This window comes from Pseudomonas sp. R9.37, assembly GCF_963878885.1.
In the GTDB taxonomy this organism is placed as follows: Bacteria; Pseudomonadota; Gammaproteobacteria; order Pseudomonadales; family Pseudomonadaceae; genus Aquipseudomonas.
In genome coordinates this window covers 19,505-32,707 of record NZ_CAWNZA010000001.1, presented here as the reverse complement: position 1 = coordinate 32,707, position 13,203 = coordinate 19,505, and the positions used below count along the sequence as shown (strand labels likewise).

9 protein-coding genes are annotated in these 13,203 nt (G+C 60.7%); all 9 read right to left on the bottom strand.

Translation table 11 applies throughout. The features are described 5' to 3' along the window. Positions 1 to 15: 15 nt before the first annotated feature. Positions 16 to 1,953 carry an acetate--CoA ligase gene (acs, locus tag AACU78_RS00145; protein WP_106579247.1) on the bottom strand — a complete coding sequence of 646 codons (1,938 nt, stop codon included), beginning with the start codon at positions 1,951 to 1,953 and terminating at the stop codon, positions 16 to 18. 105 nt (positions 1,954 to 2,058) lie between these two features. Further along, positions 2,059 to 3,723, bottom strand: coding sequence for a glucose-6-phosphate isomerase (pgi, locus tag AACU78_RS00140; RefSeq protein ID WP_106579246.1), 1,665 nt, complete (start codon positions 3,721 to 3,723; stop codon positions 2,059 to 2,061). 239 nt (positions 3,724 to 3,962) lie between these two features. Next, entirely contained in the window at positions 3,963 to 4,814 is an 852-nt protein-coding gene (panC, locus tag AACU78_RS00135; RefSeq protein WP_106579245.1) for a pantoate--beta-alanine ligase, read from the bottom strand. Further along, the gene (gene panB / locus AACU78_RS00130) at positions 4,811 to 5,611 is read right to left on the bottom strand and encodes a 3-methyl-2-oxobutanoate hydroxymethyltransferase (protein ID WP_106579244.1); all 801 of its coding nucleotides are present in this window, start codon (positions 5,609 to 5,611) and stop codon (positions 4,811 to 4,813) included. The genes panC and panB overlap by 4 nt, the downstream gene beginning before the upstream one ends. A 366-nt stretch (positions 5,612 to 5,977) precedes the next feature. After that, positions 5,978 to 6,463: a 2-amino-4-hydroxy-6-hydroxymethyldihydropteridine diphosphokinase gene (folK, locus tag AACU78_RS00125; RefSeq protein ID WP_106579243.1), complete on the bottom strand. Its 486-nt coding sequence runs from the start codon at positions 6,461 to 6,463 to the stop codon at positions 5,978 to 5,980. A 2-nt stretch (positions 6,464 to 6,465) separates the two neighbouring features. Continuing rightward, entirely contained in the window at positions 6,466 to 7,869 is a 1,404-nt protein-coding gene (locus AACU78_RS00120; RefSeq protein ID WP_106579242.1) for a polynucleotide adenylyltransferase PcnB, read from the bottom strand. A 708-nt stretch (positions 7,870 to 8,577) separates the two neighbouring features. After that, a complete protein-coding gene (locus tag AACU78_RS00115) occupies positions 8,578 to 10,017 on the bottom strand; it encodes a sigma-54-dependent transcriptional regulator (RefSeq protein WP_106579241.1) in 1,440 nt (479 codons plus the stop codon). Positions 10,018 to 10,039: 22 nt separating this feature from the next. Next, the gene (locus AACU78_RS00110) at positions 10,040 to 12,994 is read right to left on the bottom strand and encodes a sensor histidine kinase (protein WP_162530298.1); all 2,955 of its coding nucleotides are present in this window, start codon (positions 12,992 to 12,994) and stop codon (positions 10,040 to 10,042) included. Further along, positions 12,978 to 13,154: a hypothetical protein gene (locus AACU78_RS00105; protein WP_003176118.1), complete on the bottom strand. Its 177-nt coding sequence runs from the start codon at positions 13,152 to 13,154 to the stop codon at positions 12,978 to 12,980. Before AACU78_RS00105 ends, AACU78_RS00110 begins: the two co-directional genes overlap by 17 nt. Positions 13,155 to 13,203: the final 49 nt, after the last annotated feature.

Below are 13,203 nucleotides of genomic sequence, written 5' to 3'. Positions count from 1 at the left end.
GCGACTCGAGGGTTCCTAGCGGTTCAGGCGTTTGTCGATCAGGCCATCCACGACGCTGGGGTCGGCCAGTGTCGAGGTGTCACCCAGGCTGTCCAGTTCATTGCAGGCGATTTTGCGCAGAATCCGCCGCATGATCTTGCCGGATCGGGTTTTCGGCAAGGCCGGCGCCCATTGGATCAGTTCCGGCTTGGCAAAGCTGCCGATTTCCTTGCTGACCAGCTCAAGCAGGTTTTTCTTCAACGCATCGCTGGGTTCAACCCCATTCATTGGGGTGACGAAGGCATAAATTCCCTGGCCTTTGACGTCGTGGGGATAGCCCACCACGGCGGCTTCGGCCACTTGGTCATGCAACACCAGCGCGCTTTCCACCTCGGCGGTGCCGATACGGTGGCCGGACACGTTGATCACATCGTCGATGCGCCCGGTGATCCAGTAGTCGCCGTCCTCATCGCGGCGTGCGCCGTCCCCCGTGAAGTAGTAGCCAGGGTAGGGTTTGAAATAGGTGTCGATCATGCGCTGCGGGTTGCCGTAGACGCTGCGAATCTGCCCCGGCCAGCTGGCCTTGATCGCCAGCACGCCACTGCCGGCGCCGCTGATTGGCTTGCCTTGCTCATCCAGCAGCACCGGCTGCACGCCAAACATCGGCTGGGTTGCGCAGCCGGGCTTGATCCGCTGGGCGCTGACCAGGGGGCTGAGCATGATGCCGCCAGTTTCGGTCTGCCACCACGTGTCGACAATCGGGCAGCGTTGTTCACCGACGGCGTTGAAGTACCAGTCCCAGGCTTCGGGGTTGATCGGCTCGCCGACACTGCCGAGCAGGCGCAGGCTGGCGCGGGAGGTATTCTCCAGTGGCCCGTGACCCTCACGCATCAGGGCGCGCAGGGCGGTGGGCGCGGTGTAGAAGATGTTCACCTGATGCTTGTCGATCACCTGCCAGAAGCGCGAGCTGTCCGGGTGGCTCGGCACGCCTTCGAACATCAGCGAGGTAGCGCCATTGGCCAGCGGGCCGTACACGATGTAGCTGTGGCCGGTCACCCAACCCACGTCGGCGGTGCACCAGAACACTTCTCCGTCGCGGTAATCGAGCACGTACTTGAAGGTCATCGCCGCTTGCAGGAGGTAGCCGCCGGTGGTGTGCAGCACGCCTTTGGGTTTGCCGGTGCTGCCGGAGGTGTAGAGGATGAACAGCGGGTCTTCGGCGTCCATGGGCTCGGGCGGGCAGTCGTCGCTGGCGGCATCCAGAGCTTGCTGGTACTTGAGATCGCGGCCTTCGTGCCAGGCAACGTCAGCGCCGGTGCGCTCCACCACCAGCACGGTGCTGACGTTCGGGCAACTGGCCAGGGCCTGGTCGACGTTCTTTTTCAGCGCCACCGGTTTACCGCCGCGCACGCCTTCATCGGCAGTAATCACGGTGCGGCAGTCGGCGTCGAGAATACGGTCACGCAGGGCGTCCGGTGAGAACCCGCCAAAAACCACCGAGTGCACCGCGCCAATGCGTGTGCAGGCCAGCATTGCGTAGGCGGCTTCCGGGATCATCGGCATGTAGATGCACACGCGGTCGCCTTTTTTCACGCCACGGTTTTTCAACACATTGGCCAGGCGGCTGACGTTTTGATGGAGCTGGCGGTAGGTGATTTTTGCAGACCGTGTCGGATCATCGCCTTCCCAGATGAAGGCAGGCTGGTCGGCGCGTTGCGCCAGGTGACGGTCGATGCAGTTGTAGCTGACGTTCAGTTGGCCGCCGGCAAACCATTGGGCGGCGCCGGTGTGAATGTCTGAATGCTGGACGGTGTGCCAGGGTTTGATCCAGTCGAGAAAGCTTTTGGCCTGTTCTGCCCAAAAGGTGTCGGGTTGCTCGATGGATTGGCGATAAAGGCGCTGGTAGTCGGCTTGACTGAGCTGCGCGGCCTGGCGGACGGCATCGGCGTTGGGGAATGTGCTGATATCGAACATGAGCGGTCCTTATTCTTGTTTTGGCGACAAGTCATAAAGATGCACGCAGTGGGGGGAGGGTACAAGGCCAACGTCCAAACGGACGTTGGCCTTGGTGTACCGGCTTCAGCCGCGGTGACGACCGCGGAAGTAGTTGATCAGGCCCTGGGTCGAAGCATCCTCGGCCGAGGTTTCTTCGGCACCGGTCAGGCGGTTATACACGCCTTTGCCCAGCTCTTTGCCCAATTCCACGCCCCATTGGTCGAAGGCGTTGATGCCCCAGACCACGCTTTGCACAAACACCTTGTGTTCATACATAGCCACCAGTGCGCCCAGGCGACGCGGGCTGATGCGTTCAACCACGATGGTGTTGCTTGGACGGTTGCCCGGGATCACCTTGTGCGGGGCCAGCTTCTGGACTTCGGCTTCGGGAACGCCTTTCTCACGCAACTCGGCTTCTGCTTCGCTGCGGGTTTTGCCGAGCATCAGTGCCTGGCTTTGGGACAGGCAGTTGGCGAACAACCACTGATGGTGGTCGGACACCGGGTTGAAGCTGACAATCGGCACAATGAAGTCGGCCGGAATCAGTTGGGTCCCTTGGTGCAACAACTGGTGGTAGGCGTGCTGGCCGTTGCACCCTACGCCGCCCCAGATGACCGGGCCGGTATCGGTGGACACTGGCGTACCGTCCTGGCGCACACTCTTGCCGTTGGATTCCATGTCCAACTGTTGCAAGTGTTTGGTGATGTTGCGCAGGTAGTGGTCGTACGGCAGGATCGCGTGGCTCTGCGCACCCCAGAAGTTGCCGTACCACACGCCCAGCAGACCCAGCAGCACGGGCATGTTGGCTTCGAATGGGGCGTTCTGGAAATGCTGGTCCATGGTGTAGGCACCGGACAGCAGTTCCTTGAAGTTGGACATGCCGATCGCCAGGGCGATGGGCAAGCCGATGGCCGACCACAGCGAGTAACGCCCGCCGACCCAGTCCCACATCGGGAAGATGTTTTCTTCGCGGATACCGAAGGCCACGGCCGCTGCGTTGTTGCTTGAGACGGCGATGAAGTGGCGATACAGCTCGGCTTCCGAGCCACCCTGAGCCAGGTACCAGGCGCGGGCGGCCTGGGCGTTTTTCAGGGTTTCCAGGGTGTTGAAGGATTTTGACGAGACGATAAACAGCGTGGTCTCGGCGCGCAGCTTCTGGGTCAGCTCGTGGAACTCGCTGCCGTCAATGTTCGCCAGGTAGTGGCAGCGCACGCCTTTGTGGGCGTAGGACAACAGCGCTTCGGAGACCAGCTCCGGGCCGAGGAACGAGCCGCCGATGCCAATGTTCACCACGTCAGTGATCGGCTTCTCGGTGTAACCGCGCCACAGGCCATCATGGATGCGGCCGACCAGGTCAGTGATCTGGTTCAGCACCTTGTGTACGTCCGGCATGATGTTCACGCCGTTGACCGACAACTTGTCGCCAACCGGGCGACGCAGTGCGGTGTGCAGGGCCGGACGACCTTCGGAGGAGTTGACCGGCTCGCCAGCGTAGAGCGCGTTGATCGCGTCTTTAAGGCCGACTTCATTGGCCAGGTCGACGAGCAAGGCGCGCGTTTGGGCAGTGATGAGGTTTTTCGAGTAATCGAGGAAAAGCCCGCAGCTGCTCAAGGTGAATTGGGAAAAGCGCTGGGGATCGGCATTGAATGCGTCGCGCATGCTGAAATCCTGCATGGCTTGGCGATGTTTATCGAGCGCTTGCCAAGCGGGCAGAGCGGTAACGTCATGAGGAGTGCGGTAATACGCCATCGCTGCGGGTTTCCTTTTTATTACGGGGACTTGCCTTTAGGACACTTCTAAATCCGGAACGTCCAGTCTTTCATCAGGCGTTGGGTTCCGGTCAGCGCCAACAATGGCACAGGGCGTTTACATTAAACCTAGCGTGTCGATATGTCTTGGCTTTGTCTGCGCTGTAGCCGGTACTTTTTTATACCGGCACAGCGGGGAGGGCAACAGGCGTGCTTGTTTTCAAGGGAGAAAAGGCAGGGTCAGGCCAGGGTCAGGTGCAGGTTGTCGATCAGGCGTGTGGCGCCCAAATACGCAGCCACCAGGATCACTACATCGCGATCCTCGGGCGTGGCGGGACGCAGGTGCACGCCCTGGCGCACTTCCAGGTAGTCGATGCGCAATCCGGCCGCTTCGATCTGCTGGATCTGCTCGGCACGCAGTTTGGCAAAATCGTGGTCGCCTCCCTTGATGGCGGCGGCAATCTGGCTGAGGCTGCGGTACAGCACCGGCGCGATGGCGCGTTGTTCTTCGCTGAGGTAGCCGTTGCGCGAGGACAGCGCGAGGCCGTCAGCGGCACGCACAGTGGGCTCGCCGATGATCTGGATCGGCATGTTCAGGTCATGCACCATGGCGCGAATCACCGCCAGTTGCTGATAGTCCTTCTGGCCAAACACGGCCATATCCGGCTGGACCATGTTGAACAGCTTGCTGACCACCGTCGCTACCCCTTCGAAGTGCCCGGGGCGGCTGGCGCCGCAGAGGCCTTCGGACAGTTGTGGGACGCTGACGCGGGTCTGGCCGGTCATGCCGCCGGGGTACATTTCTTCGACGGTTGGCGCGAACAGCAGGTTGCAACCGGCTTGCAGCAGTTTTTCCTGATCGGCGGCCAAGGTGCGAGGGTATTTGTCCAGGTCCTCGCCGGCACCGAACTGCAACGGGTTGACGAAGATACTCGCCACCACGAAATCCGATTGCTGGGCGGCCTTGGTCACCAGGGTGGCGTGGCCGCTGTGCAGGTTGCCCATGGTGGGCACAAAGCCAATGCGCTTGCCGGCGCTGCGCGCGTGGGCGACTGCAGCGCGCAGTTCTCGTACGGTTTTAACGGTGTTCATGCAGAGAATCCGTGTTCGGCGCCTGGGAAAGTAACGGCTTTGACTTCGTCGACGTAAGCGCTCAACGCGGCCTGGATACTGTCTTTACCTGCCATGAAGTTTTTCACGAACTTGGGGGCTCGCCCGGTCAGCGACAGGCCGAGCATGTCATGCAAGACCAGAACCTGGCCGTCGGTGGCAGAGCCCGCGCCGATGCCGATTACTGGCACTTTGACCGCCTGGGTGATCTCTGCCGCCAATTCGCTCGGCACGCATTCCAGCAGGATCATCGCGGCACCGGCCTGTTCCAGGGCAATGGCATCGGCGCGCATCTGACGCGCCTGGGCTTCATTGCGGCCTTGTACCTTGTAGCCGCCGAGGATGTTCACCGACTGTGGCGTCAGGCCCATGTGCACGCATACCGGCACACCGCGCTCGGCGAGCAGTCGGATCGACTCGGCGAGCCATACGGCGCCTTCGACCTTGATCATGTGCGCGCCGGCCTGCATCAGTTTGCCGGCGTTCTGAAAGGTCTGTTCCAGCGTGGCGTAACCCATGAACGGCAGGTCGGCGATGATGAAGGCACCCTCATTGCCGCGCTTGACGCTGGCAGTGTGGTAGGCGAGTTCATCGGTGGTGACGGGCAGGGTGCTGTCATTCCCTTGAAGAACCATGCCCAGCGAGTCGCCGATCAACAGCACTTCAACACCGGCCTGGCAACTGGCGTGGGCGAAGGTGGCGTCGTAGCACGTCAGCATGGTGATTTTTTCACCTTTGAGCTTGAGGCTCTGCAAGGTGGTCAGGGTAATGTCTGGCATGAAAAGGGTCCTCGTTCAGGCGCTTGGAAACAGCGAGTAACGCGCGTGAGTCTTCGTTTATACAGGCGCACTGTCTTGAGAGCAGTGCTTATAAGGCCTGGATTGCGCCCTTCAGCGCCGCGTTGGCGGCAGCGGGACGCCTATAGTCGTGATGAGGACTCGGGAAGTCAATTGGATGTGTTACCGCATTGTTACGATGGCGGTGTTACCGCTGTTACTGACGCGTTTCAGCACGTTGACGACCACTTTTGACGGCCTGTGAGATCAAATGTGGGAGACGCTTGCTCGCGAATGCGCTGGGTCAGTCAAAGCTTGTAGCGACGGGTTCACCGCATTCGCGAGCAAGCTGCTCCCACGCGGACTGCATCAGGCGCTAGAGAGGCGTTCCAGGCCGACAAACGGGCAGGCGTTCAACAGCTCCGCAAGGCTTCGGCCGTCGGGCAGTTGCAACTCAGCGGGGGCCAGTTCGGCCAGCGGGTACAACACGAACGCGCGCAGGTGCATCTGGTAGTGAGGCACTTTGAGGCGCGGCTCGTCGATCAAGCGATCGCCAAACAGCAGGATATCCAGGTCCAGCGTACGCGGGCCCCAACGCTCGAGACGTTCGCGGCCCTGGCCGTTTTCGATGGCTTGCAGTGCATCGAGCAGCGCCAGTGGCGCAAGGCTGCTGTCCAGGGCCGCGACCGCATTGGTATAGCGCGGCTGACCGGGGAGCAGGGAGTCACTCTGATAGAAGTCGGACACACCGACGAGGGCGGTGCCTGGCAATAGCGCCAGCGCCGCAATGGCGCTGCGCAGTTGCTGGTCCGGGGCAGCGAGGTTGCTGCCCATACCGATGTAGATACGTTCCACGTTTATTCGCCTGCAGCGCCCGAGGCATCGGCAGACGTGCGTTTGCGCTTGCTGGAGCTGCGACGACGCTTCTTCGGCCCATCGCTGGCGCCATCACCTTTGCTGCCAAGGTCACGAATCATGTCGCGGCGCTGGCTGTCGTTGGCGTCCTGGTAGTCGGTCCACCATTCGCCCAGGCCGTCGGTTTGCTCGCCGGCGCTTTCGCGCAGCAGCAGGAAGTCGTAGCCAGCACGGAAGCGCGGGTTGTCCAACAGCAGGTCGGCGCGTTTGCCGCTGCGCCGTGGCAGGCGCTCCTGCATGTCCCAGATCTCGCGGATCGGCAGGGTGAAACGTTTTGGAATGGCGATGCGTTGGCATTGCTCGGCGATCAGCTCGTGCGCAGCTTCCTGCATGGCAGGAATCGGCGGCATGCCACGGTCCTGCAGGCGCAGTACGCGTTTGGGCAGGGCCGGCCACAACAGGGCGGCAAACAGGAACGCCGGGGTCACCGGTTTGTTCTGTTTGATGCGCAGGTCGGTATTGATCAAGGCTTCGCTGATCAGCGTGTGGGTGTACGTCGGGTTGTATTCCAGAGCCTCGGCGCTGGCCGGGAACAATGGATCGAACAACTGCAGGTCGACGAGCATTTCGAACGTGTCGGCGGCGTACCCCGAGAGGAACAGCTTGAGCACTTCTTCGAACAGGCGTGCCGAAGGGATTTCCCGCAGCATGGGCGCCAGTTCGCGAATCGGCGCGGCCGTGTGTTTCTCGATACCGAAATTCAGCTTGGCCGCGAAACGCACCGCTCGCAGCATGCGCACCGGGTCTTCCTGGTAGCGCTGCGTCGGGTCGCCGATCAAACGGATCAGGTTGTTGCGAATGTCGTGTACGCCATTGGCGTAATCGAGGATGCGCTCGCTGACCGGATCGTAATACAAGGCGTTGATGGTGAAGTCGCGGCGTTGCGCGTCTTCTTCCAGAGTGCCGTAGACGTTGTCGCGCAGGATGCGGCCGCTCTCGTTGCGGGAAGACTGGTTGGTGTCTTCCTCTTCATCGTTTTGCGGGTGGCCGGCGCGGAACGTGGCGACCTCGATGATTTCGCGGCCAAAGTGGATGTGCACCAATTTGAAGCGGCGACCGATGATTCGCGCGTTGCGAAATTCGGCACGCACCTGCTCGGGCGTGGCGCTGGTGGCGACGTCGAAATCCTTGGGTGTGATATTGAGCAACATGTCACGTACACAGCCGCCCACCAGATAAGCCTGGTAGCCGGCGTTCTGCAAACGTTCGACGATGTTCACCGCATAGCGGCTGAATTGAGCACGCTGCAATGAATGCTGATTGCTGTTAAGCACTTCAGGCGTGCTGCGAATGTGTTGCGTACGACGCAAGGGAGAACGGAATGACTGGAACAACTTCTTCAGCATGGGATGCACTGTTTGAAGGAATGTTCGGCCATAACGAAGAATGACCGCATGATGGGCCGGGATTCTAGCATTTAGTCGAGGGATGGTGTAGGAACAAGCTGCAGGCCTTGCGCCATAAGCTTAAAAGAAAGGGGAACCGGCCAAATGCCGGAAACTACAAGGGGAGCCGAAGCTCCCCCAGAAGTAGTTGCGTGCTCTATTTTTATTATTGATTTCGGGCTTCTTGTTTTTGTTGATCGCCCTCGCCATGAAGCTTCACCTTCATGACACTCCCAATCGGGAGCCAAGAGCAAACGGATTGCTTTGGTCGCTGTGTTGCTGATCTACGATCCAACCAGTTCAGGCTCTGCCTTAGGGCAGTTTTTGTTGTTCTCGGCCTGGTTGCGGGGCAAGCCCCAAATGCAACGCCTCTCCAAAAGAATCAGTTAGCTGCGCCTCCGCCGTGTTGTTTTTATTGTGCGTGAGTCGATACGTCTTATTTTTATTGTCTGGTACTAAGCTTGTTATTGTTTTTGTACTAAGCATATAGCAGGGTGCGTGCCAACTTTTGTGTCGCCCTGCAAAACCGGGGGTGTGAGGCGCTTTCGGCGTTTTTGGGGGCGAAAAAAAGCCGGGGCTTCGTTACCGTAAGCCCCGGCTTTTGTTACGTGAAAATTCAGCGGTAACAGTTTTTTCACATCTGAGGGTGTTACCTGTTGGGGCGCACCCTCAACTCTCGCTGGCCACGCCGGTCTTGCGTCGCGGAATGCCCAGGCGCTGGCGGCGTTCCCACAGGCACTTGCGGCTCACGCCCAGCTTGCGCGCCAGCTCGGTCTCGGTCATGTGGTCCTGGTGCTCAAGAACGAAGTGCTGGAAGTAATCTTCCAGTGACAAATCTTCCGTCGGCTCGTGGCTGGTATTGCTACCGCCGCCCTGTTGTGGGGCCAGGCCGATGAAATCGTCGTCTTCAAGGTCACTCAGCTCGATGTCGATGCCCAGCAGCTCGGCAGAAATCTCCGGGCTCTCTGACAGAATGACCGCGCGCTCGACCGCGTTCTCAAGCTCTCGCACGTTACCCGGCCACGAGTAGTGACGAATCGCCTGCTCGGCGTCCGGGGCAAACTTGAGGTCGGTACGGTTGATCCGGGCGCTCTGGCGCAGCAGGAAGGCGCTGGCGATTTCGTTGACGTCGGCGCCACGCTCGCGCAGGGCCGGCAGCTTGAGGGCGATCACGTGCAGGCGGTAATACAAGTCTTCACGGAACTGGCCGATCTTGGCCAGGCTCTTGAGGTCGCGGTGGGTCGCTGCGATCAGGCGAACATCGACCTTTTGCGATTGCACCGAACCCACGCGGCGAATTTCGCCTTCCTGTAACACGCGCAGCAAGCGCGCCTGGGCTTCCAGCGGCAGTTCGCCGATTTCGTCGAGGAACAGAGTGCCGCCGTCCGCCGCTTCGACCAGGCCCGCGCGCCCGGCGCTGGCGCCGGTAAATGCGCCTTTCTCGTGGCCGAACAGTTCGGACTCGATCAGTGATTCAGGGATCGCCGCGCAGTTCACCGAGATCATCGGCGCCTTGGCGCGCTTGGACAGGTTGTGCAGGGCACGGGCGACCAGTTCTTTACCGGTGCCCGACTCGCCCTGAATCAATACATTGGAGTCGGTGGGCGCGACTTTGCGAATCTTGCTGTACAGGTCCTGCATCGGTGGGCAGGAGCCGATAATGCCGATTTCGCCGTTGCTGTTGTTGACGCCCGGCTTGTCCGCACCGTTGGCGGTCTTGCCGGCGGGGCGCTGTTCGGCGGGCGCGCTGCTGGCCGACTGACGGTCGCGCAGAATGCGGGCCACGGCCTGCAGCATTTCGTCGTGGTCGAAAGGCTTGGCGATGTAATCCACCGCGCCCATCTTCATCGAGTCCACCGCCGAACGCAGGCTGGCATAACTGGTCATGATCAGCACCGGAGTGCCCTGGCCAAGCTTGATCAGCTCGGTGCCTGGCGCGCCCGGCAAGCGCAGGTCGCTGACAATCAGGTCGAACGTGGGAATGCTGAATCGCTCTTGGGCTTCCTGCACCGAGCCGGCTTCGCTGACCTGGTACTGATTACGTTCAAGCAGGCGACGCAAGGCAGAGCGGATAATTGTTTCGTCTTCGACGATCAAAATGTGCGGCATTGATTCAATTCTCTCGACGGTCTCAGTTCACAGCGGACGTCGCTTCGACATGACGCGGCAAGGTCACCCGAATACGGGTGCCGCGTTGGCTTTCGGTGTCAGCCGGGCTGTCGATGGTGATTTGTCCATAATGCTCTTCAACGATGGAATAGACCAGTGCAAGGCCCAGACCGGTACCTTCACCCGGGTCCTTGGTGGTGAAGAAAGGTTCGAACAATCGGTCCATGATGTTCTGTGGAATACCGCTGCCTTCATCCTCCACGATCAGATCGACCGTGTGCTCGAAAGCCTCGCTCTTGACGCGTACCGCGCTGTGCGGCGGGGAAGCGTCACGGGCGTTGGACAGCAAGTTGATCAACACCTGCGCCAAGCGTTGGGAATCGCCGTCGACCCAGTGGTCCGGGTCGCACAGATTGAAGAACTGTACTTCGAAATTGCGCCGGTTCAAGGCCAACAGCCCTATGGCATCCTGCGCAACTTCGGCCAGGCACACGGCCTCGTCCTGATTCTGATGAGCGCCGGCATGGGCGAAGCTCATCAACGACTGCACGATGCGGGAAACGCGCTTGGTCTGCTCAAGGATTTGCCCGCTGATTTCGGTGATTTCGCCGTCCTCTTCGCGCTCTTCCCGCAGGTTCTGCGCCAGGCAGGCGATACCGGTGATCGGGTTGCCAATCTCATGGGCCACGCCTGCCGCCAAACGACCAATGCTGGCCAGGCGCTCGGAGTGCACCAGCTTGTCTTCGAGCATTTGCGTGTCGGTCAAGTCTTCGACCAGCAGCACCAGGCCGCTGTTGCCGGGTGCCAGCGGTTCGTCGATCGCCGCTTTGTGCAGGTTGAGCCACCGCGTCTGGCCGTCGAGTGCCAAGTGCTGCTTGTGCAAATGCTCGTCGGGCAGGTTGATAAAGCCTTGCAGCAGCTCCTTCCACGGATCGCCCAAGGTGTTCAGGCGCGAACCCACTACCCGCTGGGCGGCGATGCCGGTCAATTCTTCCATGGCCTTGTTCCACATCAGGATCTCTTGATCCTTGGCCAGGGAGCACACGCCCATCGGCAGTTCCTGCAGGGTCTGGCGGTGGTAGCGGCGCAGCGCATCGAGTTCGGCGGCAAGGCCGGTGAGGCGTGAGTGGTAATCCTCCAGCCGGCTCTCGATGAAATGGATGTCTTCGGTGACGTAGTTTTCGCCGCCAGCCTTGTAGGGCAAGAACGTTTCGACCATGTCTTGGGACACACTTGGCCCCATCAGGCCGGACAGGTTGGCCTCGATACGGTCACGCAAGCGCCGCAGCGCATACGGGCGGCGCTCGTCGAACGGCAGGTAGAGGTCGCGCAGTGCCTGTTCGACTTCCTTTTGCGCGGCTTTCGCACCCAGTGGTTTGGCCAGTTGCGTGGCGAACTCCTGGGGCGAGGCGGCGTGCAGCTCTCGGCGTTGCGGGCGGCGCACGTTGTCCACCGCGCAGGCTTCGGCGGCGCTGGTTTCTTCGGGGCTGGCGTTGGTGAACAGCGAGATCAAGGTGAACATCAAGACGTTGGCAGCCAATGAAGCGATGGCGGCCATGTGCCAACTGGTGTCGTCCAGCACGTAAATCATGTTCAGCAACGGAATGTAGAAACCCTGCAGGTTGCCGACCAGCGGCAGCAGCATGGTAACGATCCACACCAGAATCCCCGCCAGCAGACCGGCGATAAAGCCGCGGCGATTGGCGGTCGGCCAATACAGCACCGACAACACGCCCGGCAGGAACTGCAAGGTGGCAACGAACGCAACAATGCCGAGGTTGGCCAGGTCTTGCCCGGCGCCCAGCAACAGGTAGAAGCCATAGCCGGCCATGATGATCGCGACAATCAGCGCGCGGCGCGTCCACTTCAGCCAGCGGTAGATGTTGCCTTCGGCTGGCGGCTGATACAGCGGCAGCACCAGGTGGTTGAGCGCCATGCCCGACAACGCAAGCGTGGTGACGATGATCAAGCCGCTGGCCGCCGACAAACCGCCGACATACGCCAGCAACGCCAGGGATTTGCTGTTGGCGGCAATACCGACGCCGAGGGTGAAGTATTCCGGGTTGGTGGTTGCGCCCAGCTTGAGGCCGGCCCACAGGATCAGCGGCACCGCCAGGCTCATCAGCAGCAGGAACAGCGGCAAGCCCCAGCTGGCGCTGACCAACGAGCGCGGGTTGAGGTTTTCGGTGAAGGTCATGTGGTACATGTGCGGCATCACAATCGCCGAGGCGAAGAACACCAGCAACAGCGTGCGCCATGGGCCTTCCTGCAACGGTGTGTGCAGGGCGGCGAGGGCGGTCTGGTTTTGCAGCAGCCACAGCTCCAGCTGTTGCGGGCCGTCGAACACGCCATACAGCGCATACAGGCCGACGCCGCCGATGGCGATCAGCTTGATCACCGACTCAAAGGCAATCGCAAACACCAGGCCCTCGTGTTTTTCACGGGTGGCGATATGGCGTGAGCCGAAGAAAATCGTGAACAGCGTGATCAACGCGCAAAAGGCCAGCGCGACGCGATGCTGCACCGGCTCACGGGTCAAGATGCTGATGGAATCCGCCACGGCCTGGATCTGCAGGGCCAGCAGCGGCAATACGCCGAGTAACATGAAAATCGTGGTCAGCGCGCCGGCCCAGGTGCTGCGAAAACGGAAGGCAAACAGGTCCGCCAGGGATGACAGCTGGTAGGTGCGGGTGATTTTCAGGATCGGGTACAGCAACACCGGCGCCAGCAGGAATGCGCCGGACACCCCAAGGTAGCTGGACAGGAAGCCGTAGCCGTACTGGTAGGCCAGGCCCACGGTGCCATAAAACGCCCAGGCGCTGGCGTAAACGCCCAGGGACAAGGTGTAGGTCAACGGATGGCGAATGATCGCCCGCGGAATCATTCCGCGCTCACTGATCCAGGCCACGGCGAACAACGCGGCCAGGTAGGCGGCGCTGATCAGCAGCATCTGGGTGAGGCTAAAGCTCATCGGCATCTTTTTGGCTCTGCAGGATGAAGGTCACGACGATCAGGATCAGCCATAGCAGATAAGGGCGATACCAGGCGCCCGTGGCGTCGATCCACCAATCCATGATGGCGGGGGAAAACAGGTAGATCCCGACGACCAGCAGCAGGACCAATCGATAGATGTACATGTTGGCCTCTGATTAAAAAACTGCGGCGATGGTAACGGATGGCTGGCAA